Raw genomic sequence first — 24,348 nt, forward strand, 5'->3', positions numbered from 1 at the left:
CGCTATTAAGCTGGCAGCTTACGCATGGTCAAGGTGGCGTTGGTGCCGCCGAAACCGAAGCTGTTGGACATCACGGTGGTCAGCGCTTTTTCAGTCGGCTGCGTCACGATGTTCAGGCCTTTACCGGCTTCATCAATCTCTTCGATGTTGATGCTTGGTGCGATGAAGCTATGCTCCAGCATCAGCAAGGTGTAGATCGCTTCCTGCACGCCCGCTGCACCCAGTGAGTGACCGGTCATGGCTTTGGTAGCAGAAATGTACGGTGAGTTGTCACCAAACACTTCGCGAATCGCACCCAGCTCTTTCACATCACCGACAGGTGTAGAAGTACCGTGGGTGTTGAGGTAATCGATTGGGGTATCAACGCCCTGCATGGCCATCTTCATGCAACGCACTGCGCCTTCGCCTGATGGTGCCACCATATCAGCACCGTCAGAGGTTGCGCCGTAGCCAACGATTTCTGCGTAAATGTGTGCGCCACGTGCCAGAGCATGTTCCAGCTCTTCAACCACCACCATGCCGCCGCCGCCAGCGATCACGAAACCATCACGGTTCGCATCGTAAGTACGAGAGGCTTTTTCTGGCGTTTCGTTGTATTTGGTGGACAGTGCGCCCATCGCATCGAACTCACAGGCCATTTCCCAGCTCAGCTCTTCGCCGCCACCAGCAAACACGATGTCCTGTTTGCCCAACTGAATCTGCTCAACCGCGTTACCGATGCAGTGTGCGGAAGTGGCACAAGCAGAGCTGATTGAGTAGTTCACACCGTGGATTTTGAATGGGGTAGCCAGACAAGCTGATACACCTGAACCCATGGCTTTGGTCACCACATAAGGACCAACGGCTTTCAGGCCACGCGGGCCACGCATCGCATCGGCACCGAACACCTGGTAACGCGGGGAACCGCCGCCTGAACCGGCAATCAGACCCACGCGTGGGTTGTTCTGATACTGCTCGTCAGTCAGGCCGGAATCCTGAATCGCTTCCGCCATAGACAGGTAAGCGTAGATTGAAGCATCACTCATGAAACGCACGATTTTGCGATCGATGAGCCCGTTGGTATCCAGTTTGACGTTGCCCCATACGTGGCTGCGCATACCGATATCTCTCATCTCTTCAGAGAAGGTGATACCCGAACGGCCTTCACGCAGAGAAGCCAGCACTTCTTGCTGGTTATTACCAATGCTGGAAACGATACCCAGGCCAGTAATCACTGCACGTTTCATTCAATAGTCCTCATTCCACTTCTTTTGGATTGACGTGCACTCTAGCTTACAGTTGTAAGCCGAACAAGTCCGATCAGCCATTTCCTTTTGTAAATTTGCGTCATGTGACGGCAGTCGTTAAAATCGCGCCACTGCCTGAAAAACGAGCCTTTCCCGTGAAATTAGCCCCGGTTGAACACGCGCAATTAAACTGGAATGATCAGGGTACACCTGTTTCCCGAGCATTCGATGACGTCTATTTCTCCAACGACAACGGGTTGGAGGAGACGCGCTATGTTTTCCTCAACGGCAACCAAATTCCTGTCCGTTTCGCTCAACATTCACGCGATATTTTTATTGTCGCGGAAAGCGGTTTTGGGACGGGTCTGAACTTTCTTACCTTGTGGCAAGCATTCGATCGCTTCTGTAGCGAACATCCCGACGCGACACTTAAGCGTCTGCACTTCATTAGCTGCGAAAAATTCCCACTGACGCAAACCGATCTGGTCGCAGCGCACGCACACTGGCCTGAGCTGGCGCACTGGGCAGAACAGTTACAGCAACAGTGGCCACAGGCGCTGCCGGGTTGCCAGCGTTTACTGTTCAACAACGGTAAAGTCACGCTCGATCTCTGGCTCGGTGATATTAACGCGCTAATTAATACCTTTGATGACAGTCTTAATGCTCAGGTGGATGCATGGTTTTTAGATGGTTTTGCTCCGTCTAAAAATCCGGAGATGTGGACGCCGGAACTGTTCGCCGCCATGGCCCGTCTGGCCCGGCCGGGTGGGACGCTAGCGACCTTCACCTCGGCAGGTTTTGTCCGTCGGGGATTACAGGAAGCGGGTTTTACCGTGGCTAAGCGCAAAGGCTTTGGTCACAAACGCGAAATGCTAACGGGCGTAATGGAGCAGGTTGCTGCCCTGCCCCATAGCCAACCGTGGTATGCCCGCCCTGCGGCTCGCACTCAGGAAGTGGCGCTGGTTGGCGGTGGCGTGGCGAGTGCCGTACTGGCGCTGGCGCTGTTGCGCCGCGGCTGGAAGGTCACACTTTATTGCGCCGATGCTGCGCCCGCGCTGGGTGCTTCCGGTAATCGTCAGGGCGCACTTTACCCGCTGCTTAATCAGCACGATCCCGCTCTCGCCACTTTCTTTCCTGCAGCGTTCACCTTTGCCCGCCGTTTGTACGACCAGCTATCGGTAATGTTCGAGCATGACTGGAGCGGTGTGTTGCAACTCGGCTGGGACAGTAAAAGTGCCGATAAAATTGCCCAGATGCTGGAGATGGGATTGCCGCATGATGTGGCGTACGGCGTAAGTCAGGAGGACGCGCAGCAATTAGCGGGCGTCGATACCGGTAGTGGTGGCATTTTCTATCCTCAGGGCGGCTGGCTCTCTCCGTCGCAACTGACCAGCAACCTATTGGAGCATGCGCAAAACCTGGGTTTACGCCTGCACTGGCTGCATCGCGTCACCACGCTGGAAACGACGACTGAAGGCTGGACTCTTAACTTCAGCGAGCAACCCTCGGTAAATCATCAGCAGGTGGTGTTGGCCAATGGCCATGCGCTGCTGGAAATTGAGCAAAGCAAAGACTTGCCCGTTTACGCGGTGGCGGGTCAGGTCAGTCATGTGCCGACCAATCCTAAGCTGGGCGCGTTAAATACCGTACTCTGCTATGACGGCTATCTCACGCCAGTCAGCCCGAATTTCAGCACCCACTGCATCGGGGCCAGCTACCATCGTGGCGATACCACAACCGATTTCCGTGCTGACGATCAGCAGGAAAACCGCCAGCGCCTGGTGAACTGTCTGCCGGATGCAGAGTGGCCACAGCAGGTGGATATCAGTGATAACGAGGCGCGTGTTGGCGTGCGCTGCGCCACGCGCGATCACTTACCGATGAGTGGCAGCGCGCCTGATTACGCCGCAACGCTGGTGCAATATGCTGATTTGCCGGGGCAACGAGCACGGGGTGAAACCCTTGCCGATGCACCGGTTCATGCCGGTTTATTTGTGCTGGGTGCGCTGGGTTCACGCGGCTTGTGCAGCGCGCCGCTGGCGGCGGAAGTACTGGCGGCACAGATGAGTGGTGAGCCGCAACCGCTGGATATCACCACGCTGGCGGCATTGAATCCGAATCGTTACTGGGTCAGAAAATTGCTGAAAGGTAAGAAAGCGGGACGCTAGGATGGCGGGGCGAGCGGCCGCCCCGACTTATCAGGCGGTCTGACGCGCCTGCTGGAACAAATTATCCCACATGCCAATCACCAGCGCCTGATCGCGTGGTGACAGTTCACCTGCGGCAATCGCATTTTGCAGGCTGTTGGTCACATGGATTTGCAGCGCTTCTGGCGTGTGCTCACCGCTGATTTCAATCTCAGCCACCGCCAGGGTCAGATGGCCACGCAGATAGCCACCGGCAAACAGCTCGTCGTCACTGGCGTGATCAACCATATCGTCAATCAATGCCAGGATGCGGGATTCGAATTCTACGATCATCGTCTTGTTCCTTATTGCCCTTGATACGCCGCGCCGCTACTGCGCTGGCTTCACGCTCTTGCCCCGTTACACGCTGGTTCGCGTTCCCGGGGGTCGTTCATTCGCCGTTATGCTGCAACGCGGGTGACTTTGGGTCATTAATAATATGTTTGCGAATCACAAATCTTCCGGCCACGGGAAGTGTGCCGCCGTCAGCGCTGGCGTACCGTAATAGCTGGCTAACGCATCGATAAAACGTGCCGGACGTGCCGGGATACCCTGCTCAAAATAAGTCATCACCTGAGCATGGACCTTGCGCTGGAACGCGATGCGATCGGGTTCACAATCGCCTTCGAGGTTGTCACAGCTGACATTGAAGGGAAAGCCCGCCGCGACACAGAACAGCCACTCCAGCGCCTGTGGCTTGACTTCCACTGACTCGAACTGACTTTGCGTTTGCGCATCCCGCCCATCCGGGCAGTACCAATAACCAAAATCCACCAGCTTGCGGCGCGCTTCACCGGCAATACACCAGTGAGAAATTTCGTGCAGCGCGCTGGCGTAGAAACCGTGAGCAAACACCACGCGGTTCCACGGCGATTCCTCATCCGCTGGAAGATAGATAGGTTCGTCATCGCCTTTAATTAGACGGGTCTGAAAGTCTTCAACAAAGCAGCCATCAAAAATATCCACCAGCTGCTGGTAATGATGTTCTGTACTCATAATATTTTAATCTTTAAAAAAATTAGCGCCATTGTCGCATTGGCAGCCGTTCTTGACGAGTACTGCTTTACAGCGTGGCTATCCACGCCAGCAACGCACTGCCATGGCTATCCCACAATAATTTGGCGCTCATCACAGCGGATACAGTCACCACCATCGGGCGGATCAGCTTCTGACCCCGGCTCAGCACCAGTCTGGCGCCGATACGCGCGCCCACGAATGCGCCAATCAACATGATCACGCCCGTGCCCCACACTACCTTTCCGCCGAACATAAAGAACAGCAGACTGCCGAAATTGGAGGTGAAATTTAGGACTTTGGCGTGGGCGGTGGCCTTGGCAAGATTGAAGCCACACAGCGTCACAAACGCCAATGCATAGAATGAACCGGCACCCGGACCAAAAAAGCCGTCGTAAAAACCGACGCAACCACCGCCGACCAGCGCAAAAGCGATCCCCTGCAGGCGATGCTCACGATCCGACTCGCCCAGCCGCGGCATCAGCAGGAACCATAACCCGATGCTGATCAGCAGGAGCGGCAAAATCTGTCGTAGTACATCCGCCTGGATATGCTGAATCAGCACCGTGCCACACACTGCACCGATAAAGGTCATGGCAATGTTCAGCCGCTGTTCGCGAAGATTCACCGCGCCGCGACGCACAAAGTAGAGGCTGGCAGAGAAAGATCCACCCACCGACTGTAACTTATTGGTGGCTAAAGCCTGAGCAGGAGAGAGTCCCGCAGCGAGTAATGAAGGAACGGTGAGTAAGCCACCGCCGCCGGCGATGGAGTCGATAAACGCTGCCAGCACCGCAACCAGAAACAACACGCCCAGCAATAGTGGGCTAACAACAAAGAGGTCCATTTTTTTCTCGTAAAGTTAACCCGACCATTCTTATTGCAGGCTGGGCATCCGTGCTCTCTCCTGGTCTCACAAACATCTGTGTCTGGGAGAGAGAACGTTGCCAATACTGCTGCAACAGGAAGCGTCACGGCTAGAGTAAATGACGATCTAATAGTGCCTGACAGGATGGCGGCAACGGCGGCGGCGTTTTCTTCACAGGCGGCGTGCTACCCGGTTTTTTCGGCAGGAACCAACTGTCTAACTCTGCACCACAACCATCACCCGGCGGCGGTGCAGCCTGATCTTCACACTCCAGACTGCCTGCCGGACAGCGCAGACGCACGTGCATGTGGGCACGATGGGCAAACCACGGGCGCACTTTATTCAGCCATGCACGATCGCTTCCGGCATCCGCACAAAGCTGCTTTTTAATCGCCGGATTGACGAAGATACGTGTCACTTCATTATCTTTCGCCGCCAGCTTGATCAGGCTGTCGATCTGCGGCTGCCAATGACGCGCAATCACTTGCTTATCATCCGGTGCCACCAAATCCAGTGGCTGTGGCTTCAGCAGCTGCTGCGCCGTCCAGCGGTTTTGCGGCAGCTGCAACCAGATATCGACATCCAACCCGGTTTGATGGCTGGCATGCCCACTGCTGAAGCGCCCGCCGGCCGCCATGCCCATATCACCAATCAACACCTGCCCCAGCTGCAGTTGATGCACCTGGGTACTGAGACGCTGAATAAAGGCAATCAGATCGGGATGGCCGAAATAACGCCGCTGATCCTGACGCATGACCTGATAATTGGGTGAATTGAGTGGCAGTTGCTGTGCACCGACAATACAGCCGTTGGCGAACCCGCCAATCGACTGTGGGCTGCCAGCAATCGGCTGATGGATTTGCTGCCAGGGCGTGGCAGCAAACACGGCCGCACTGCACAACAGCGCGGCAACGGTGGTGAGCAGGCGGCGCATCCGTGGCTTACCAGCGCGGAACGCTGCTGTTGACGTCACCGTTCTGCGCACGCTGACGCAACAGGTGATCCATCAACACAATCGCCATCATCGCTTCGGCAATCGGTACCGCGCGAATGCCCACGCAAGGATCGTGGCGACCTTTAGTGATCATCTCCACTTCTTCGCCTTCACGGGTGATGGTTTTACCCGGAACGGTGATGCTGGATGTAGGTTTCATCGCCAGATTCGCACTGATGGTCTGGCCGCTGCTGATGCCACCCAAAATGCCACCCGCGTGGTTGCTCTGGAAACCGTCGGCACGAATCTCATCGCGATGCTGGCTACCGCGCTGGTTAATCACCGCGAAACCGTCTCCAATTTCCACGCCTTTCACTGCGTTAATGCTCATCAGCGCATGCGCCAGATCGGCATCCAGACGATCAAACACCGGCTCGCCCAGTCCCGGTGGCACATTCTCTGCCATCACCGTGACTTTAGCGCCGATCGAGTCACCCTCTTTCTTCAGGCCACGCATCAGTTCATCCAGCGCTTCCAGCTTCGAAGCATCCGGGCAGAAGAACGGGTTCTCTTCAACGATGCTCCAGTCTTTCAGCTCGCAGGCTACATCACCAATCTGTGCCAGATAACCACGTACCTGAATGCCGTGCTTCATTTGCAGATACTTTTTGGCAATCGCACCCGCCGCCACGCGCATCGCGGTTTCACGCGCAGAGGAACGGCCACCGCCGCGATAGTCGCGCAGGCCATATTTTTGCTCGTAGGTGTAATCCGCATGGCCGGGGCGGAACAGATCTTTGATTGCGCCATAATCCTGTGAACGCTGATCAGTATTTTCAATCAGCAGGCCGATAGAGGTGCCGGTAGTGACGCCCTCAAACACGCCGGACAAAATTTTCACCTGATCCGGTTCGCGGCGCTGGGTGGTGTAGCGCGATGTGCCCGGACGGCGGCGATCGAGATCGTGCTGAATATCCGCTTCCGTAAGAGGAATGCCTGGTGGCACGCCATCAACGATGCAGCCCAGCGCAATACCATGCGACTCGCCAAAGGTGGTTACGCGAAAAACTTGTCCAATGCTGTTACCGGCCATTGTGGTTCCTTGTTGCGATGTTGCGGGCGATGTCTCGCCCCATTTTTAGTCTTTGTAGAAGGAGAAGTGATGCTGTGCCGCGACGATCTGCTCGCGCGTCAGCATAAACACACCGTCACCGCCGTTATTGAACTCCAGCCAGGTAAACGGCACATCCGGGTACTGATCCATCATATGCACCATGCTGTTGCCCACTTCGCAAATCAGCACGCCCTGCTCACTCAGATAATCCGGCGCACAGGCGAGAATTCGGCGCACCAGCTTCAGACCATCACTGCCTGCTGCCAGGCCCAGTTCCGGTTCGTGGCGATATTCATTCGGCAGATCGTCCATATCTTCCGCATCCACGTACGGTGGATTGGTGACGATCAGATCGTATTTCACCTGCGGCAGACCACGGAACAGATCGGCACGAATAGGCGTAACGTGGTGGATCAATCCATGTTCTTCAATGTTTTGCTCCGCCACCGCCAGCGCATCCGTGGAGATATCCACCGCATCGACTTCCGCTTCCGGGAAGGCATAAGCACAGGCAATCGCGATGCAGCCACTGCCGGTACACATATCGAGAATGTGGTGCGGTTGTTCACCAACCAGACCGGCAAAACGGTTTTCAATCAGCTCACCAATCGGCGAACGCGGCACTAACACACGCTCATCGACATAGAATTCATGGCCGCAGAACCAGGCTTTATTGGTGAGATAAGCCACCGGAATGCGCTCGTTGACGCGGCGAATCACACGTTCAACAATGCGGTGACGCTCGCTGGCCGTCAGGCGCGCCATGCGCATATCTTCTGGGATATCCAGCGGCAGCCAGAGCGTGGGCAGAACCAGTTGGACTGCTTCGTCCCAGGGATTATCCGTGCCGTGGCCGTACCAAATGCCTGCCGCCGAAAAACGGCTGACAGCCCAGCGCAGCATATCCTGAATGGTGTGCAGTTCACTCACTGCCTCATCGACGAAAATCTTGTCCACGTAGCCCTCCGCAGGCCTTAAAATCAATCGGCCGTTAGTTTGCCACGAAGCCGGGCAGAATTCAGCGCAGCGAGGCGAAAAAGCTGACATTTGTTAACGCTAAGCGTTAAGGTATGCCACCGGCTATTAACCAGCCCTTTAACCCTAATTTGAGCCATGAGTAAGAAGACGCCCCTAAACCAGGACGATCAGGCGCTGTTTCGTGAGTTAATGAGCGGAACGCGTAAGCTGAAACAAGACACTATCGTGCACAAACCGGTAGTGAAAACCCGCGAAGTCCCGCTGAAAAGACTGCTTTCCGAGCAAGCCGATAACAGTCACTACTTCTCAGATGAGTTTCAGCCTTTGCTCTCCAGCGAGGGGCCGATGCGTTATGTGCGCGCGGATGTCAGTCATTACGAGCTGAAGAAATTGCGACGCGGCGATTACACGCCGGAAATTTTTCTCGATCTTCATGGTTTAAGACAGCAGCAGGCCAAACAGGAGCTGGGGGCGCTCATTGCCGCCTGCCGCCGTGAACACCTGTTCTGTGCCAGCGTGATGACCGGGCACGGCAAGCATATCCTCAAGCAGCAAACACCGCTGTGGTTGGCGCAACATCCGCATGTGATGGCATTTCACCAGGCACCTAAGCTGTTTGGCGGCGATGCCGCGTTGCTGGTGCTGATTGAAGTCGAAGAGTGGCAACCACCGGAGCTGCCTTAATCCTTAAAAAGGAAAGGGCCGCAGAAGGCGGCCCATAGAGATATGACTTTTGGCGACATTACATCGCTTTGGCCAGTTTTGACGGACTGACCTGCCACTCCAGTTTGCCTTCACAGGCGTCTGCATCAAAGTTCACATAAGCAATTGCCGACGTAGCAAACATCGGCGGCGCTTCCTGCGGGCAAAGCTCTGACACCAGATAGCCCACCAGCGGCAGATGCGAAATGACTAAGGCTGATTTCACACCCTGCTGCGCCAGCGCCTGCAGATAACAGGCCACCATGCCCGGATCGCCTCCCGGCGTCAGTTCCGGCAGCACGTCCTGCCCTTCTGGCAGCTTCAGTGCCTCACGAACCGTGGCGAGCGTCTGCTCTGCACGGAGATAAGGGCTCACTAACACCCTTTCGATATCCAGCGCCTGGCCGTTTAGCCAGCTCGCCATCTGGCGCGATTCGTCACAGCCACAGATTGTGAGTGGGCGTACTGAATCACTCGCTGCTTCCAGAGCTGCATCGCCATGACGCATGATAAAAACTTGCATAAAGCACCGCTGTTGTTTGTCGATATCGTCGGGTACCACAGCACCAGACGCTTCATTCTGCGAATGAACGCTGTGTTTTACCCCAATGGCTTCAGTATAGTCAACCGGTTGTTTATTAAATAAGCACATCTCAGAATGGTGCCGCACCACCTTCTTCATGGCACCATAACTAACCCGCTGAATCTGTGCGCCTATTCATATTTGTGCAGAAGTGTAAAAATTCGTTTGCGCTTCTGACATTGCCATTAAAGCGTCACAGGGCGCGAAACGATCGCCATGTTGCTGCATTAATGCACGTAATGTATTAACGATTTGGCTGACGCCGCGTTGATCCATATAGCGGAACGGCCCGCCAAGAAATGGCGGGAAACCGATGCCAAATACCGCCGCAATATCACCATCCCGAGCATTGCGCACCACGGACTCGTCCAGACAGCGTGCGGCCTCATTCAGCATCATCATCACGCAGCGTTGCGCAATCTGTTCTTCGCTCTGCTTTGCCTGCGGTTTGACGCTAATCAGGTCATAGATTGAGGCATCCACTTTGCGTTTTCCCGGCCAGCGAGCCGCGTTGTAAAGGTAAAATCCTTTCTGGTTTTTACGCCCTTTGCGGCCATCGGCCAGGATGGCATTGACCGCCTCGGGTGCGCTGAAACGCTCGCCATAAGCCTGCAGCAAAATCGGACTGATTTTGCTGCCGACATCAATGCCCACTTCATCCAGCAACTGTAACGGCCCGACAGGAAAACCGAACTTCACTAACGCGCGATCGATATGGTCCACCGGCTCCTCTTCCAGCAAGCAGCGCATGGCTTCATTTATATAGGGCGCGAGAATGCGGTTGACGTAAAAACCGGGTTTATCGGCCACCACCACCGCTGTTTTGCCTTGCTGACGCGCCAGCTGCACCGTGGTCGCCAGCGTTTCAGCCGAGGTGCCCGCATGCGGAATCACCTCCACCAGCGGCATTTTGTCCACCGGGCTGAAGTAATGCAGACCAATCACATTCTCTGGGCGCTGCGCGTTGGCGGCAATATCGCCAATCGGCAACGAAGAGGTGTTGGAAGCAAAGATGGTGTGTGGCTGACAATGACTTTCAATATCCGCTACCATCTGCTGCTTCAACGTCAAATCCTCAAATACCGCTTCAATCACCAGATCGCGCTGGCTGAACCCCTGATAATCGATACCGCCGCTGATGCGCGCCATCTGTTGTTGACGCTCAGCGGGTTTCAGCTGGCGCCGCTTCACTTTTTGACTCAGCAGGTCCCAGCTGTATTGCAATGCATGGTTCACACCATTGAGATTGACGTCTTTAATTCGCACCGGAAAACCGGCTTTCAGCGCCGTTACGCTGGCAATGCCGCCGCCCATCAATCCGCCACCGAGTACGCCGATGTGTTTTAATGCGCGCGATTCAGCCTCGGCCACCGCTTCTTTCTTGATCGCGGTCGAGGCAAAAAACAGACTGCGCAGTGCCGCAGATTCAGGGGTCATCGCCAGCTGGCCGAAGGCGCGCGCCTCTGCCGCATGACCGGCGTGACTGCCCTGCTCCAACCCCGTGCGCACCACCTGCAGAATACGATCCGCTGCTGGGTAATTCCCCTGCGTTTTGCGGTCGGTTTGCCGTTTTGCCATCGCGAATAACAGCGAGCGCGCCAGTGGCGCCTGCATCAGGCGATCGCGACGTGATAACTCACGGCGAACAACCTTTCCTTTATGCACACGCGCAATCGCCGTTTCCAGCAAGATGGATTGAGGCACTGCATCGTCAACGATACCCAGTTTCAACGCCTGTTTAGCGCGCAGCTGCTTACCACTCAGAATCAGCGGTAGCGCTTGTGGCACCCCAATCAGTTTTGGCAGGCGCTGCGTCCCGCCTGAGCCAGGTAACAGGCCCAACTGCACTTCCGGCAGGCCCAGGCGGGTTTTATCATCCAGCGTGCAGATACGTGCGCTGCAGGCCAGCGCCAATTCCAGGCCGCCGCCGAGACAGGCACCGTGGATCGCCGCGACCACCGGGAAAGGCAGCGCCGCAATCTCCGCCATTACCTCTTGCCCCTGGCGGGCTAAAGCTTCCGCTTCTTCTGCCGTCAGGCAATCGGCGATCATGCTGATGTCCGCACCGGCGACAAAATTATCGCTTTTACCCGAAATCAGCACTAATCCCGCCAGCTTCGGATTGCTGCGCGCTTCAGCCAGCACCGCTTTTATTTGTGGGACAAACTCCGCTTTCAGCGTGTTCATCTTTTCGCCCGGCACGTCGATGGTAATGATGCCGACATGATCGAGGCGCATGTGTAAATGGAATGCAGATGCGCTCATTATTCGGCCTCCAGAACCATTGCGCTGCCTAATCCGCCCGCTGCACAGGCGGTCACCAGTCCTAATCCCCCGCCGCGTCGCCGCAGTTCATGCAACGTTTGGGTGATCATGCGCGCGCCAGTGGCAGCAAACGGATGGCCGTAAGCAATGGAGCCGCCCAACACATTGAAACGTTCTTCATTCACTTCACCCAAGGCATGCGGGCGATTCAGTACCTCTCGCGCAAAACGCTCATCACGGAACATTTTCAGATTGGCCAGCGTCTGTGCCGCAAAGGCTTCGTGTATATCGATCAACGTCAGGTCGTTGAGGGTAATGCCAGCGCGATCCAGCGCCAGCGGTGAGGCATAAGCGGGACCCAGCAACATATCCTGCCAGACATCAATCGCAGTAAACGCGTAGCTGCGCAGATAGCCAAGCGGCGCAATTCCCAGTTCTTGTGCACGGCCTTCACGCATCAAAATCACCGCGGCCGCGCCATCGGTCAGCGGTGTGCTGTTGGCTGCCGTGACGGAACCGTGGCGACGATCAAAGGCCGGTCGCAATTTTGCGTAGTCGCTAGCGCTGGCATTAAAGCGAATGTTGTTGTCCTGCTCAATTGGTGCTTTCCATGGCGGTACAAAGGCCGCCATCACTTCCTGCGCCAGCACGCCTGACTGCCAGGCACGTGCTGCGTGCTGATGTGAGCGCAGCGCCAGAGCATCTTGTTGTTCACGTGTGATGCCGTGGGTTTTCGCCATTTGTTCGGCGGTATCACCCATGCGTAAGCCGGTGGAATACTCTGCAACCGCAGGCGGCACCGGCAACAGATCGCGTGGGCGCAGACGGCGTAAGATTTGCAGCTTTTTGCTGAAGGTTCGTGCTTTGTTGAGATCGACCAACGCGCGCGCCAGCGTCTTGCTGACGCCAATAGGCAGTACCGATGAGGAGTCTGCACCACCGGCAATACCCGCATCAATGGTGCCCGCCATCAGGCTTTCCGCCACATTCGCCACCGCCTGAAAACTGGTGGCACAGGCACGACTGACGCTGTACGCATCAGTGTGCACGCTCAATCCGCTGCTCAGCACGATTTCGCGCGCAATATTGGGCGCTTCCGGCATTTGCACCACCTGGCCAAATACCAGTTGATCGATAACGTCGACCGGCAATTCGCTGCGCGCCATCAACTCTGACACCACCATGCGCCCCAACTCCAGCGCGGGAATGCCATGAAAATCACTCGCCTGACGGGCGAAAGGCGTGCGTAATCCATGGGTTATGGCGATTCGTTCGCCCTGACGCGTCAGCAGCGGCTGCGCTTTGCTCATTGCACTCACCTGTAATTTACGACCGTAGCATCATTGCCAAACAGGTCTGACCTGATCATCAGTGTTAACCAGGTGTTGCTAAGTCGCCAATAACAGAAGAAAAAAAGTGCGAGGGAAGACACGAAAAAGAGAAAACGCTGCCGGAAGGGCTTCCGGCAGCGACAGGATTAGCGTAAGCCGAGTTGAAAAATCAAGGTTTCGGCCTGGCAGGCAAAAGTGAAATCAACATTCAGGCGTAGCCCTGGCGCTTCTTCAACGAATTCTGCGTGAATCTCGCAAGGCTCGGATTCAACCTGACGCGCTTTGTCCGTCAGGTGCTTCAGCATCGCTTCAGCCGCATGACGATCGGCAAAAGCGCCAGACCAGCTCGCCGTGCAATCGGTATTGTCCATTACGGTGCCTACATCTACGCAGCAGCACGCCGCCGTTTCCGTGGCACTGCATTTTTTAATGGCATCAGTCATTGTTTTCTCCTGACGATAAATCGACACAGTCGGATCATTTTCTGACACAAAGTGTACGCCCCGCGCGGCCTGGCTTCTATCTCTCAGCGGCTAAGTGACGAATATCACACTAAAAATTGATCCAGAACAAATTTGACCGCTATGCTAGATGGGCATCGACAAGATTTTGTTAAGCAGATCTGATTTTATCGATCAAATCGGAAATATTTAAAAAACATTATTGCAACAAATACACAGGTCAGACCTATACTCGTCGCACTGGTCTGATATGTGCCTTTGTCATCAGTCCCTACAATCCGCCGTCCTTTGTTACGCGACGTAACAACGTTTAATAATAAATCTAGATGAGGTTGTGGTCATGAACCATAAGAACCTGTTTGCAAAGTCAGCTGTGGCAGCTGCAGTGGCGCTTATCTCTTCCCAGGTTTACGCCGCAGGCTTTCAACTTAATGAATTCTCAGCAATTGGTTTAGGTCGTGCTTATTCGGGTGAAGGTGCGATGGGCGATACCGCCGCATCTGCCAGTCGTAACCCGGCGACCATGGCATTGATGGATCGCCCTTCTTTCTCCATCGGTACCGTTTATATTGATCCGGAAGTGGATATCAGCGGCCAGAGCCCAACCGGCAACAGCCTGAATGCGAAAAACATCGCACCGAATCAGTGGATCCCTAACCTCCATTACGTTCATCCGATTAACGATCAGTGGTGGGTAGGCGCATCCGTCACCTCTAACTATGGTCTGGCGACAGAGTTCAATGACGGTTACACCGCCGGCGGTTACGGTGGTAAAACCGACCTGATGACCGGTAACTTTAACCTTAGCACCGCTTATCGTTTGAATGAGCACTTCAGCTTTGGTGTTGGCTTTGATGCGGTTTACGCTAAAGCAAAAATCGAACGTTATGCGGGTGAAGCCGGCGCTCGCGTCGGCATGCCAGCGGATACTCAGGTTGCCCACCTGAAAGGTGACGAATGGGGTTACGGCTGGAACGCCGGCATCCTTTATGAAGTGGATAAAAACAACCGCTTCGGCTTCACCTATCGTTCAGAAGTGAAAATCGACTTTGACGGCGATTATAAGAGCAGCATTCCAACGGCTTACAACGGTACACCGCAGGCGATTGCTTTAGGTCTGCCATATGGCACCAGCGGCCAGACCATTCCGGGTTCACTCACGCTGAACCTGCCAGAGATGTGGGAAGTGTCGGGCTGGCATAAAGTGGCACCGCAGTGGGCCGTACACTATAGCCTGACCTACACCAGCTGGAGCCAGTTCCAGGAGCTGAAGGCCACTGGCAGCAATGGTCAGACGCTGTTCTATAAAGATGAAGGCTTCAAGGATGCATATCGCATCGCACTGGGTACCACTTACTTCTACGACGATAACTGGACCTTCCGTACCGGTATCGCGTTTGATGATAGCCCGGTTCCTGCCGACAAACGCTCTATCTCAATTCCGGATCAGGACCGTCTGTGGTTGAGCGCCGGTGCTTCTTACGCCTTCAATGAAAATGCGTCAGTTGACCTCGGTATCTCTTACATGCACGGCCAGAAAGTCACGGTGAAAGAAGGCCCTTACACCTTTAACTCCGAAGGCAAAGCCTGGCTGTACGGCGCGAACTTTAACTACAAGTTCTGATGCTGAAATCAGTGTGAAAAACGGCGACAGTGATGTCGCCGTTTTTTATTGCCGGCGCGACACCGGCCAGTGTTCTGCCAGAAAATCGATAAAACAACGTACGCGCGGTGATAAATAGCGCCCTGGCCAAATGGCCGAAAAACCACTTTCGCGGATACAGCTTCCCGGCAGCACTTCAATCAACTCGCCCTGGTCCAGTAATTCCCAGACGACGAAATCCGGCACATAGCTGATCCCCATTCCGGCCAGCGTACTCTGCACCATGGCTTCAATGTTATTCACCGTCAGCTTTTTTACGGGTTGGAAATCCCCCGTCACCCGCAGATCGTCCAGCTCCCAATGTTGAATCAATCCCGTGGCGGGAAAGCGGAAAAGGATACAGTGGTGATCGATAAGATCTGCACTTAATGCTGGCCTGCCGTGCGCGGCAATATAGGCTGGGCTGGCACACAGCACAAAACGAAAAGGCCCCAACGCTCTCGCCTGTAAACGTGAATCCTGCATCTCGCCGCTGCGAATCGCGACGTCAAAACCTTCATCGATGACATTGACCAGCCGATCACTAAAATCACAATCCAATTCAACATCAGGATAGAGCTGACTAAATTGAGGCAGCAACGGCGTTATCAGCCGATATCCAACCACCGGCAGCGACACATGCAGTTTACCGCTCGGATGCGCCACCGTTTGAGTCATCTCGGCCTCAACATCACGCAGCTGTTCCAGAATGGGACGTGTGCGTGCCAATAGCAACGCACCTTCAACCGTCAGGCTCACACTGCGCGTACTGCGGTTGAACAACCGCACGCCCAACTGTTGCTCAAGCCGGGCAACGTTTTTCCCCACTGCCGAAGCAGAAATTCCCAACAGCTGTGCCGCCTGCACAAAACTGAGTGTTTCAGCCGTGCGCACAAAGGAGGTTAATGCCGAAATACTGTCCATGATAAGAAACCTTTTGTCCGCAAAGTCTGGAGCCAAACCCCATTTACCCCCTTTTATATCCTCAATAATATGCGGCGTCATCTACCCCAACATTTGCGAGATAAACGATGGCGGAAATCAGTTCTCCCTCTTTGACAGGCGTCAGGATTAGCGCAACCCTGGCTATTTTGCTGGCGGCGCTGTTACTGCCTTTAAGTTTTACTGGCGGCGTGGTCACCACTCCCGCCATCAGCCACGCCTTACACGGTGGGCCCCTATCGCTGGCATGGTTAACCAACGGTTTTATGTTGACCTTCGGTAGCGGCTTGCTGGCGGCAGGTGTGGCGGCAGACAAACTGCGTTACAAACGGGTGTTCATCGCAGGGCTGGCTCTTTTCTCCCTCAGCTCATTGCTGATTGCCCTAACAGACAGCACCTATATCCTCGGCATTTATCGTGCATTACAGGGCATTGCCGCAGCACTTACGTTGGCCGGCGGAGCAACTACACTGGCCCATCTTTATAGTGGGCCGGCTCGCACGCGGGCATTTAGTTTGCTCGGCACGCTGTTTGGCGTCGGGCTGGCGTTTGGTCCACTGTTAATGGGCGTGATAACCGATGCGCTCAGCTGGCGTTGGGTGTATGCGCTGCTGTCCGCTCTGGCGGCCATCGTGGGTTTGGTGGGTCAGTTCAGTGTGGTGTCCGCGCCAGCGACACATTCCCCACCGGCAGATATTCGCGGCACGGCACTGTTTAGTCTCGCTCTCCTTGCGCTCACCACCACGCTGATCCTGTTACCCCAATATGGCGTATCGTCCTCAGCCGCGATCGTCGGCATTGTCGTGACGTTGCTGGCGGGTTGGCGCTTCATTCGCCATACGCAGCGTGTCGCCCATCCCGTGTTTAGCCTGGCATTGCTGCGTCAGCCGCACTTTGCTGGGGTGTTGTTGTTGCCTGTGGCCACCTGCTATTGCTATGTGGTTTTGCTGATCGTTATCCCACTTTTTTTAATGGGCGCACGCCATCTCAGCGAAACCCAGAGCGCAATTATTTTGCTGTCGCTGACGGCCCCGATGTTGCTGTTCCCGGGCGTTGCGGCTGGATTAACGCGTTGGTTTGATGCGGGTAAAATCTCGGTAGCAGGCCTGTTGCTGGCCACGCTGGGATTGTTCGGCATGGCGTATGCCATCACTCTGAATGAACTGACTCTACTTGCCTTTTCCATGGTCATCACTGGTGCGGGAGCCGCCTTGCCGTGGGGATTAATGGATGGCCTCGCCGTCTCGGCGGTATCCGTAGATCGCGCGGGCATGGCGGCGGGATTGTTTAATACGGTGCGCGTGGCCGGAGAAGGCATTGCTTTAGCGATCGTCATGGCTCTGCTGGCACTGCTCAATCGCTTTGGTTTACTGCAGCGCTTACCTGACGTGGATGGCGTCACGCGTGACAACGCTGCCGTGTGGTTATCCGGAAGTCATATTCATCAAGCACAGGAATTACTACCGCAGATTTCCGCATCGCTGCTGATACTCAACGTGCAGCATGCGTATCAGATACTACTTTATGGCCTGGCAGCCATCACATTCGGATGCGCAATCGTGGTGGGGATTTTGCTAAAGCAGCCTGTCAGGCAGGGATAAAACAATGGCGGCTGAGAAAGCCGCCATTCAATTTTACTGCGAATCAATGTCCTTCAAATCATCCTGAATCGCACTGGCGTTCGGATTCTCTTCCGGTTTCAACTTGCCACCGTTGGCGAGGAAATCATTACGCTGGAAGTAGGCGTTGCGGATAAACGCATACGGATCCTGCTGCTGTTTCAGGATGGCATCGGAATCCAACAGCTGTGCACGTGTTTCCACACCTTCCAGTGTCCATTTACCAATCGACATCGGCCAGGTCAGCCAACTCAGTACCGGATAAAGTGTATCGACATAGTCGCCGCCATCCTGACGCACCGTGAAGCTGCCATAACCCGGCAGAACCACATAAGGACCGTAGCCCACACCGTAACGACCCAGCGTGCTACCGAAGTGGTGCGGAACTTCTCGCGCCAGTTCAGGATTCGCTTTGCCCGCCACATCGATAAATCCGCCCAAGCCCAATACGGTATTGAGGAAGAAACGCGTGAAGTGGATTCCTGCCTGGCGCGGTTCACCCACCAGAATCGAGTTCAGCATGCTGGCCGGTTCGTCCAGGTTGCCGAGGAAATTACTCATACCACTGCGCGCAGGCACCGGCACGTAATCGCGCCAGGCAACCGCAACCGGGCGCACCACATAAGGATCCAGCACGTTCATGTTGAAGTTAAACATGGTGCGGTTAAAGCCTTCGAGCGGATCGCTACGCTGGGCAGGCTGCGTTGGATCGGCCGGTTTGGAACTGGCACATCCCACCAGCAGCAAGCTGGCCAGCGCCAGACCGGTCAGGCGGTTATTCATTCTTATCTCCCTGTGCGGTTGAATAATGTATCGCTTCAGGGCTGCTGTTGATTAATCTCCACAGCCAGTTGCTGATGACCATCCCAGGGGGTGATCGCGCTTAAGCCAAACCAGTCTCCCGACTGAGGATTGGCGCTACCATCGCGCGAAATACGCACCCTGACCTGCACCTGATGCTGCGCCGAAAGCAGGCGATCGGGCATCATGGCGTTGCTGTCATCCAGCGTGAGCGATAACGGGAAATGGCTCAGCGGTAAACGCTTCACAGCCACAGGCACCGGTGAAACACCGTCAGACACAGAAATATACAACACTCCGCCTTGCGGTAACATTTTTTCTGCCTGCGGAGTTAAACTCACCGTCAATGCCAGGTGACTATTTTGCTGTCCCGCATCAGTTTTCGCTTGTTCAATGCTGCGCTCTATCATGGTAATGCGCTTGTCACCCGCGGGCAGAAGCTTCAGCATCACCTGCCAGGCACCAATCGCTTGATCATATTGCTGCTGCTCAAAAGCATTAAATGCCAACAAGCTTAGGGTGCGCACGTTGCTATGGTCGCGTTTTAGCAGATCTTTCAGCATTACATTGGCCTGGCGGTTGTCCTGCGGATCGCTGGAGCGCGTCAGGACTTCGGCATAATCCTGCTGCAGTTCCAGATTATCAGGTGCCAGTTGCAATGCGCGCTGGAAGGCCTGGCTGGCATTCGTCGCGTTATTCAGCACCATGCCCAGGCGGCCCAGCATCGTCCAGTCATTGAGGTTTTGCGGATCGTCTTGCAGAGCGGTGCGCAACCCTAATTGTAGGCGAGCCAACTCTTCCATGGTTAAGGGTGCCGCTTTGGGATCCATCACACGGGCGCGCAACTGGGGGTATTCCTGCTGCACGCTAACCCAACCGGCCAGTTGCGCCAGTCCACCTGTCTTCAGGTAAAAGCCAACCGACACCAGCAACAATATAATCAGTCCCGGCAACAGCACCCAACGGCTACTGCTATGGATGCGCGCGGCGTGCTCGTTCGGCACATCGGTGAGCAGCGTTTGTTGCAGTTCACGCACCATCTCCGGGCGCTCGGCAACCACACCTTCCTCTTCATCACGCGCTAATTCGCGCAGGCGCTGCTGGTAGAAATCGGTATTCAGACGATCGCGATCGCCGCTAGTGGCTTGACGTTGACGCCAGCCTGCACTGAGAAACAGCGCCGAGGCCGCCACCAGCAAAATAATCAGGGTAATCCAGAATCCAGTCATTACGGCTTCCCGTCACGCTTAAGAATCGCCGCAAGGCGTTGTTGTTCATCGTCATCGAGATCGCTACGGGTTTTCCCCCGGCGATTGCGCAGAATAATAATCAAGCCGCCCAGCACCACAAACAGCGCCGGCCCCACCCACAAAATCAACGTTGAAGGGGTAACCGGTGGTTCATAAGTGACGAAGTTGCCGTAGCGCGCCACCATATAATCGATGATCTGCTGGCGACTTTGGCCCTGCTTCATCAGCTCATACACTTTCAGACGCATGTCTGCGGCAATCATCGCATTGGAGTCGGCAATGCTGTTGTTCTGACACTTAGGGCAACGCAGCGAACCGGTGAGATCGCGGTACTGCTCTTCCTGCTGTACCGAATCGAACTGGTAAGTATCAATGGCCGCCCACAGGCTGGTGCTGAGCAGAATGCCCGCCACTAACAAAAGCAGTCGTTTCACGCGCCCGCCCCTTTACTGTATTTGTCCCACAACGGTTTCACTTCTTCGTTCCACACGCGGTCATTCATATCGCCCGCGTGGCGATAACGAATAATGCCATGGCCGTCGATCAGGAAAGTTTCGGGTGCACCGTAGACGCCGAGGTCCAGCCCTAACATGCCGTCACCGTCATACAGGCTCAGCGCGTAAGGGTTGCCCAGCGTGTTCAGCCAGGTGACCGCTTTGGTGCGATCATCTTTGTAGTTCAGCCCGACGACGCGAATGCCCTTCTCGGCCAGCGTGTTGAGATACTGATGCTCAGCACGGCATGTCGGGCACCAGGTGGCCCAGACATTGAGCAGGATCGGTTTGCCGTCGGTCAGAACTTGCTGATCGTAGATTTTGCCCGGCTTATCGAGCGCTTCCAGTTTAAAAACCGGTACCGGCTTACCAATCAGCGCCGATTCCAGACGCGTGGGATCATCCCCATTAGCGTTGCGAGACAACTGCCACAACAGCGCGGCCGCCAGCAGCAGAAACAGCACTAACGGGATGAACAGGATTTTCTTGCTCATGCCAGCTCCTCCTGCTGCGCTTTTATGCGCGAACGATAACGTGGGTCCAGCAGGCACAATAGGCCGCCGACCGCCATAAACACGCCGCCGAACCAAATCCAGCGCACGAACGGTTTGTAATAGATGCGCACCGCCCAGGAACCGTCATCCAACTCTTCGCCCAATGCCGCGTAGAGATCGCGAGTGAAACCACCGCTGATTGCCGCTTCGGTCATCATGGTACGGGCTGCGGTATAGAACCGTTTTTCAGCATGCAGTACCGCTTCAAATTTTCCGTCACGCGTCACATCGATAATGGCGACACCGCCGCTGTAGTTCGGTCCCTGCAAATTGTGTACGTCGCGGAAAATAAAGTGATAGTTGTGGATATCCACGGTATCGCCTGACTTCATGCGCACATCGCGCTCAACGCTGTACTGGGTGCTAAAAGCGATACCCACCACCGTTACGGCAACGCCTAAATGACCCAGCACCATGCCCCAATGGCTGCGGGTTAAATGACGCAGGCCTTTGAAGAAGCTGTGGCGATGAGTAGCGCGCTCGTGCAGTTCCATCAGCGTCAGCAGAATCACCCAGATCGCCATCAGCAAGCCAATCACTGTCATCGCTTCAATGCGGTCCTGCAGCAGCCACGGTAGTGCGATCGACAAGATCAGTGTGACCAGCAAACCGACACCCAGGCGTTTCCACAACTTCTGCGGCTCATCGCGACGCCAGCGCACCAGCGGCCCAATGCCGAGCATCAGCGCGAACGGTGCCATCAACCAGGTAAACATGGTGTTGAAGAAGGGTTCGCCGACAGAAATACTGCCCAGTCCAAGCTGCTTATGGACTAACGGCAACAACGTGCCCAGCAGCACCACCAGCATGGCCGCAATTAACAGAACATTATTACCCAACAGGAAGGATTCGCGTGACCAGGCTTCGCTCTGCACGCGGCTGCGCACCTTGCCACCTTTGATGGCATAAAGTAGCAGCGAGCTACCAATCACGATCACCAGGAAGGCGAGAATGAACATGCCGCGCGCCGGATCGGAAGCAAATGAGTGCACTGACACCAGCACGCCTGAACGCACCAGGAAAGTGCCCAGCAGGCTTAATGAGAATGCCGTGATCGCCAGCAGCACCGTCCAGGATTTGAAGCTACCCCGTTTTTCTGTCACCGCTAGCGAGTGCATCAACGCCGTACCGGCCAGCCATGGCATGAACGAAGCATTCTCGACCGGATCCCAGAACCACCAGCCGCCCCAGCCCAGTTCGTAATAGGCCCACGCAGAACCGAGCACGATACCAATGGTCAGGAAAACCCAGGCTGCGGTGGTCCACGGGCGTGACCAGCGCGCCCATGCGGTATCAAGACGTCCTGCCATCAATGACGCAATTGCAAACGCAAATGCCACCGAGAAACCGACATACCCCATGTAAAGCAGAGGCGGATGGAAAATCAGCCCGATATCCTGCAGCATCGGATTGAGGTCGCTGCCATCAACCGGGAAGTTCGGCAGGGTTCGGGTAAACGGATTCGAGGTGAGCGTAATAAACAGCAGGAAGCCGAGATTGATCATACCCATGACTGACAACACGCGCGCCAGTGCATCCTGCGGCATGCCGCGACTGAAAATCGCGACGGCTACCGTCCAGGTGCTGAGCAACAGCACCCACAGCAGCAGTGAACCTTCATGCGCGCCCCAGGTGGCCGCGATGCGGTAGTAAACCGGCAGTAGGGTGTTGGAGTTGGTGGCGACATAGGCCACGCTGAAATCGTTAACGATAAACGCATGTACCAGCACTACGAAGGCGGCAACGATACAGGCGAACATGCCCCACGCCAGCGGACGTGCCATCGCCATCAAACGTGCATCCTGACGCGTTGCGCCCCACAACGGATAAATACTTAATAGCAGCGCGAGTCCCAGCGCCAGGCAAAGCAGAAAGCTGCCAATTTCCGGCATCATGATTGAGCACCTGCCTGCTGATAAGTCGCTGCAGGTCCTGTGTGGTTTTTCTTCATCGCATCTTCAATTTCTGGCGGGGTGTATTTTTCGTCATGTTTTGCCAGCACTTCTTTGGCATTGACCAGGTTGCCGCTTTCCAGCACGCCCTGCGCCACCACGCCCTGCCCTTCACGGAACAGATCCGGCAAGATGCCTTCGTAACTTACGCTGATCACGCCGTTGGCGTCATACAGCTTGAAAGAGACAGCCAGCGTTTTCGGATCGCGCTTCACGCTGCCAGGCATCACCATGCCGCCGACGCGCAGACGTTGCCCGGTTTCCGGCATCTGATGCGCTTCACCTTTGCCGTACAGAATTTCACTCGGGGTGTAAAACAGGTCAATGTTGGAACGCAGCGCATACATCACCAGCGATGTGGCCAGGCCTAAGCCGACCAAAATCGCGACCACCACATACAGGCGGTTACGACGACGGATATTCACACGGTTTCTCCTGCTGCTTCACTGGCAGCTTTTTTCGACTTGGCCGCGCGAATGCGGCGCTCCCTGGATTGACGCTGGCGAATTTCTGCCAGCAAACGGCGGCGGAACAACAGGGTATGCAGCACCAGACCGAATAAAGGGATTAACGTGAGGATGACGGCGAGCCAGACATAGAAGGCATAGCCGCCCATGGCGAAGAAGTCGCTCCATGATGAGAAAGCCGGTGTCATGCTTTGCGCCCTCCCTGAGCCACATCGATCGCCCATGGACGATGGCGCTCGCTGAACAGGATCAGGTTACGCAGGCGCATTAGCGTCAGCGCGCCAAACACCAGCAGATAACCGAGAATGGCCCAACGCAGCGGCGTCCGCATACTCGGCGCAATTGCCTGCTGCAAAATGCCTGACGATCCCTGATGCAGGGTGTTCCACCACTGTACCGAGAAGTGGATGATGGGCAAGTTAACCACGCCCACCAAAATCAGAATGCCTGCGGCACGACCGGCGGTGCGACGATCCTCAAACGAGTGATAGAGCGCAATCACGCCCATATAGATGAACAGCAGCACCAGTTCCGATGTCAGGCGGGCATCCCAAATCCACCAGGTGCCCCACATCGGTTTGCCCCAGGCGGAACCCGTCACTAACGCGATAAAAGTAAACACCGCACCAATAGGCGCCATCGCTGCCGAAACCAGATCCGCCATCTTCATCTGCCACACCAGGCCGATAAACGCGGCAATCGCCATGGATGCGTAAACGCCCATTGACCACATCGCGGCTGGCACGTGAATGTACATAATACGGAAGCTGTTGCCTTGCTGATAATCGGCCGGTGCAAAGCCGAAGCCCCACACCCAACCAAGCAGCAGCGTTGCCACGCCAAGCACGGCGAACCACGGAATTAAGCGACCGCATAGCTGGTAAAGCCGCTCAGGCTTTGCCCACTGGTGTAACCATTTCCACATTTGCATAGCTCACAATAAAAAAGAATTCGGATACCGGCGG

24 protein-coding genes are annotated in these 24,348 nt (G+C 55.5%); 4 read left to right on the forward strand and 20 right to left on the reverse strand.

The features are described 5' to 3' along the window. Positions 1-5: 5 nt before the first annotated feature. Complete coding sequence (fabB, locus tag AC6I8L_RS13525; RefSeq protein WP_034825147.1) at positions 6-1,226, reverse strand: beta-ketoacyl-ACP synthase I; 1,221 nt, start codon at positions 1,224-1,226, stop codon at positions 6-8. Positions 1,227-1,381: 155 nt separating this feature from the next. Between fabB and mnmC the strand changes: the two genes are divergently transcribed. After that, on the forward strand, positions 1,382-3,394 hold the full coding sequence (mnmC, locus tag AC6I8L_RS13530; RefSeq protein ID WP_058959026.1) for a bifunctional tRNA (5-methylaminomethyl-2-thiouridine)(34)-methyltransferase MnmC2/FAD-dependent 5-carboxymethylaminomethyl-2-thiouridine(34) oxidoreductase MnmC1: 2,013 nt from the start codon (positions 1,382-1,384) through the stop codon (positions 3,392-3,394). A gap of 30 nt (positions 3,395-3,424) precedes the next feature. On the opposite strand, the gene AC6I8L_RS13535 is transcribed toward mnmC, so the two are convergent. From AC6I8L_RS13535 to prmB, 6 genes are all read right to left on the reverse strand, one after another. Next, positions 3,425-3,706 (reverse strand): YfcL family protein, encoded by a 282-nt coding sequence (locus AC6I8L_RS13535; protein ID WP_034825151.1) that lies wholly within the window; start codon positions 3,704-3,706, stop codon positions 3,425-3,427. Between the two features lie 156 nt (positions 3,707-3,862). Beyond that, the gene (locus tag AC6I8L_RS13540; RefSeq protein WP_034825153.1) at positions 3,863-4,408 is read right to left on the reverse strand and encodes an elongation factor P hydroxylase; all 546 of its coding nucleotides are present in this window, start codon (positions 4,406-4,408) and stop codon (positions 3,863-3,865) included. A gap of 67 nt (positions 4,409-4,475) precedes the next feature. Then, the gene (locus AC6I8L_RS13545; protein ID WP_034825156.1) at positions 4,476-5,273 is read right to left on the reverse strand and encodes a sulfite exporter TauE/SafE family protein; all 798 of its coding nucleotides are present in this window, start codon (positions 5,271-5,273) and stop codon (positions 4,476-4,478) included. A 130-nt stretch (positions 5,274-5,403) separates the two neighbouring features. Further along, complete coding sequence (gene mepA, locus AC6I8L_RS13550; RefSeq protein WP_034825159.1) at positions 5,404-6,228, reverse strand: penicillin-insensitive murein endopeptidase; 825 nt, start codon at positions 6,226-6,228, stop codon at positions 5,404-5,406. 7 nt (positions 6,229-6,235) lie between these two features. Next, positions 6,236-7,321 carry a chorismate synthase gene (aroC, locus tag AC6I8L_RS13555; RefSeq protein WP_058959027.1) on the reverse strand — a complete coding sequence of 362 codons (1,086 nt, stop codon included), beginning with the start codon at positions 7,319-7,321 and terminating at the stop codon, positions 6,236-6,238. A 45-nt stretch (positions 7,322-7,366) separates the two neighbouring features. After that, entirely contained in the window at positions 7,367-8,299 is a 933-nt protein-coding gene (prmB, locus tag AC6I8L_RS13560; protein WP_058959028.1) for a 50S ribosomal protein L3 N(5)-glutamine methyltransferase, read from the reverse strand. Positions 8,300-8,455: 156 nt separating this feature from the next. Here prmB and smrB point away from each other — a divergent pair, with 156 nt between their 5' ends. Continuing rightward, positions 8,456-9,004 (forward strand): endonuclease SmrB, encoded by a 549-nt coding sequence (gene smrB, locus AC6I8L_RS13565; protein ID WP_034825165.1) that lies wholly within the window; start codon positions 8,456-8,458, stop codon positions 9,002-9,004. A 58-nt stretch (positions 9,005-9,062) separates the two neighbouring features. Here the strand turns inward: smrB and sixA are convergent, their stop codons facing one another. The 4 genes from sixA to AC6I8L_RS13585 form a co-directional block, all read right to left on the reverse strand. Continuing rightward, positions 9,063-9,545: a phosphohistidine phosphatase SixA gene (sixA, locus tag AC6I8L_RS13570; protein WP_034825272.1), complete on the reverse strand. Its 483-nt coding sequence runs from the start codon at positions 9,543-9,545 to the stop codon at positions 9,063-9,065. Positions 9,546-9,740: 195 nt separating this feature from the next. After that, positions 9,741-11,870 carry a fatty acid oxidation complex subunit alpha FadJ gene (gene fadJ / locus AC6I8L_RS13575; protein ID WP_479399107.1) on the reverse strand — a complete coding sequence of 710 codons (2,130 nt, stop codon included), beginning with the start codon at positions 11,868-11,870 and terminating at the stop codon, positions 9,741-9,743. After that, positions 11,870-13,180 (reverse strand): acetyl-CoA C-acyltransferase FadI, encoded by a 1,311-nt coding sequence (gene fadI, locus AC6I8L_RS13580; RefSeq protein ID WP_058959030.1) that lies wholly within the window; start codon positions 13,178-13,180, stop codon positions 11,870-11,872. The genes fadJ and fadI overlap by 1 nt, the downstream gene beginning before the upstream one ends. A gap of 167 nt (positions 13,181-13,347) precedes the next feature. Continuing rightward, positions 13,348-13,644, reverse strand: coding sequence for a YfcZ/YiiS family protein (locus AC6I8L_RS13585; RefSeq protein ID WP_072226461.1), 297 nt, complete (start codon positions 13,642-13,644; stop codon positions 13,348-13,350). Between the two features lie 358 nt (positions 13,645-14,002). On the opposite strand from AC6I8L_RS13585, the gene fadL reads away from it, so the two are divergent. Next, positions 14,003-15,286, forward strand: a complete 1,284-nt coding sequence (gene fadL, locus AC6I8L_RS13590) for a long-chain fatty acid transporter FadL (protein ID WP_034825171.1) — start codon at positions 14,003-14,005, stop codon at positions 15,284-15,286. Positions 15,287-15,331: 45 nt separating this feature from the next. On the opposite strand, the gene AC6I8L_RS13595 is transcribed toward fadL, so the two are convergent. Continuing rightward, entirely contained in the window at positions 15,332-16,228 is an 897-nt protein-coding gene (locus AC6I8L_RS13595; protein ID WP_058959031.1) for a LysR family transcriptional regulator, read from the reverse strand. 107 nt (positions 16,229-16,335) lie between these two features. Between AC6I8L_RS13595 and AC6I8L_RS13600 the strand changes: the two genes are divergently transcribed. Beyond that, a complete protein-coding gene (locus AC6I8L_RS13600) occupies positions 16,336-17,847 on the forward strand; it encodes an MFS transporter (protein ID WP_058959032.1) in 1,512 nt (503 codons plus the stop codon). 33 nt (positions 17,848-17,880) lie between these two features. Here AC6I8L_RS13600 and mlaA read toward each other — a convergent pair whose 3' ends face one another. Genes mlaA through AC6I8L_RS13640 form a run of 8 tightly spaced genes read right to left on the reverse strand, consistent with a single transcriptional unit; the run spans position 17,881 to position 24,308 of the window. Beyond that, on the reverse strand, positions 17,881-18,648 hold the full coding sequence (mlaA, locus tag AC6I8L_RS13605; RefSeq protein ID WP_045813678.1) for a phospholipid-binding lipoprotein MlaA: 768 nt from the start codon (positions 18,646-18,648) through the stop codon (positions 17,881-17,883). A 35-nt stretch (positions 18,649-18,683) separates the two neighbouring features. Further along, entirely contained in the window at positions 18,684-19,895 is a 1,212-nt protein-coding gene (ccmI, locus tag AC6I8L_RS13610; protein ID WP_058959033.1) for a c-type cytochrome biogenesis protein CcmI, read from the reverse strand. Then, positions 19,895-20,350 (reverse strand): cytochrome c-type biogenesis protein, encoded by a 456-nt coding sequence (locus AC6I8L_RS13615; RefSeq protein ID WP_058959034.1) that lies wholly within the window; start codon positions 20,348-20,350, stop codon positions 19,895-19,897. The genes ccmI and AC6I8L_RS13615 overlap by 1 nt, the downstream gene beginning before the upstream one ends. After that, entirely contained in the window at positions 20,347-20,904 is a 558-nt protein-coding gene (locus tag AC6I8L_RS13620; RefSeq protein ID WP_038645648.1) for a DsbE family thiol:disulfide interchange protein, read from the reverse strand. The genes AC6I8L_RS13615 and AC6I8L_RS13620 overlap by 4 nt, the downstream gene beginning before the upstream one ends. Next, positions 20,901-22,859 carry a heme lyase CcmF/NrfE family subunit gene (locus AC6I8L_RS13625; protein ID WP_058959035.1) on the reverse strand — a complete coding sequence of 653 codons (1,959 nt, stop codon included), beginning with the start codon at positions 22,857-22,859 and terminating at the stop codon, positions 20,901-20,903. Before AC6I8L_RS13625 ends, AC6I8L_RS13620 begins: the two co-directional genes overlap by 4 nt. After that, positions 22,856-23,341: a cytochrome c maturation protein CcmE gene (ccmE, locus tag AC6I8L_RS13630; protein WP_034825185.1), complete on the reverse strand. Its 486-nt coding sequence runs from the start codon at positions 23,339-23,341 to the stop codon at positions 22,856-22,858. The genes AC6I8L_RS13625 and ccmE overlap by 4 nt, the downstream gene beginning before the upstream one ends. After that, positions 23,338-23,571, reverse strand: coding sequence for a heme exporter protein CcmD (ccmD, locus tag AC6I8L_RS13635; RefSeq protein ID WP_034825187.1), 234 nt, complete (start codon positions 23,569-23,571; stop codon positions 23,338-23,340). The genes ccmE and ccmD overlap by 4 nt, the downstream gene beginning before the upstream one ends. Further along, positions 23,568-24,308 carry a heme ABC transporter permease gene (locus tag AC6I8L_RS13640; RefSeq protein ID WP_034825278.1) on the reverse strand — a complete coding sequence of 247 codons (741 nt, stop codon included), beginning with the start codon at positions 24,306-24,308 and terminating at the stop codon, positions 23,568-23,570. Before AC6I8L_RS13640 ends, ccmD begins: the two co-directional genes overlap by 4 nt. Positions 24,309-24,348 lie beyond the last annotated feature (40 nt).

This window comes from Type-E symbiont of Plautia stali (genome assembly GCF_059731115.1).

Coding starts and splice junctions, on each gene's coding strand:
- mlaA (WP_045813678.1), bottom strand. CDS start 18,648: ATGAATAACCGCCTGACCGGTCTGGCGCTGGCCAGCTTGCTGCTGGTG.
- AC6I8L_RS13625 (WP_058959035.1), bottom strand. CDS start 22,859: ATGATGCCGGAAATTGGCAGCTTTCTGCTTTGCCTGGCGCTGGGACTC.
- ccmD (WP_034825187.1), bottom strand. CDS start 23,571: ATGACACCGGCTTTCTCATCATGGAGCGACTTCTTCGCCATGGGCGGC.
- fadI (WP_058959030.1), bottom strand. CDS start 13,180: ATGAGCAAAGCGCAGCCGCTGCTGACGCGTCAGGGCGAACGAATCGCC.
- AC6I8L_RS13640 (WP_034825278.1), bottom strand. CDS start 24,308: ATGTGGAAATGGTTACACCAGTGGGCAAAGCCTGAGCGGCTTTACCAG.
- AC6I8L_RS13540 (WP_034825153.1), bottom strand. CDS start 4,408: ATGAGTACAGAACATCATTACCAGCAGCTGGTGGATATTTTTGATGGC.
- fadL (WP_034825171.1), top strand. CDS start 14,003: ATGAACCATAAGAACCTGTTTGCAAAGTCAGCTGTGGCAGCTGCAGTG.
- AC6I8L_RS13595 (WP_058959031.1), bottom strand. CDS start 16,228: ATGGACAGTATTTCGGCATTAACCTCCTTTGTGCGCACGGCTGAAACA.
- AC6I8L_RS13585 (WP_072226461.1), bottom strand. CDS start 13,644: ATGACTGATGCCATTAAAAAATGCAGTGCCACGGAAACGGCGGCGTGC.
- smrB (WP_034825165.1), top strand. CDS start 8,456: ATGAGTAAGAAGACGCCCCTAAACCAGGACGATCAGGCGCTGTTTCGT.
- AC6I8L_RS13545 (WP_034825156.1), bottom strand. CDS start 5,273: ATGGACCTCTTTGTTGTTAGCCCACTATTGCTGGGCGTGTTGTTTCTG.
- ccmI (WP_058959033.1), bottom strand. CDS start 19,895: ATGACTGGATTCTGGATTACCCTGATTATTTTGCTGGTGGCGGCCTCG.
- fadJ (WP_479399107.1), bottom strand. CDS start 11,870: ATGAGCGCATCTGCATTCCATTTACACATGCGCCTCGATCATGTCGGC.
- AC6I8L_RS13535 (WP_034825151.1), bottom strand. CDS start 3,706: ATGATCGTAGAATTCGAATCCCGCATCCTGGCATTGATTGACGATATG.
- mepA (WP_034825159.1), bottom strand. CDS start 6,228: ATGCGCCGCCTGCTCACCACCGTTGCCGCGCTGTTGTGCAGTGCGGCC.
- aroC (WP_058959027.1), bottom strand. CDS start 7,321: ATGGCCGGTAACAGCATTGGACAAGTTTTTCGCGTAACCACCTTTGGC.
- AC6I8L_RS13600 (WP_058959032.1), top strand. CDS start 16,336: ATGGCGGAAATCAGTTCTCCCTCTTTGACAGGCGTCAGGATTAGCGCA.
- fabB (WP_034825147.1), bottom strand. CDS start 1,226: ATGAAACGTGCAGTGATTACTGGCCTGGGTATCGTTTCCAGCATTGGT.
- AC6I8L_RS13620 (WP_038645648.1), bottom strand. CDS start 20,904: ATGAGCAAGAAAATCCTGTTCATCCCGTTAGTGCTGTTTCTGCTGCTG.
- sixA (WP_034825272.1), bottom strand. CDS start 9,545: ATGCAAGTTTTTATCATGCGTCATGGCGATGCAGCTCTGGAAGCAGCG.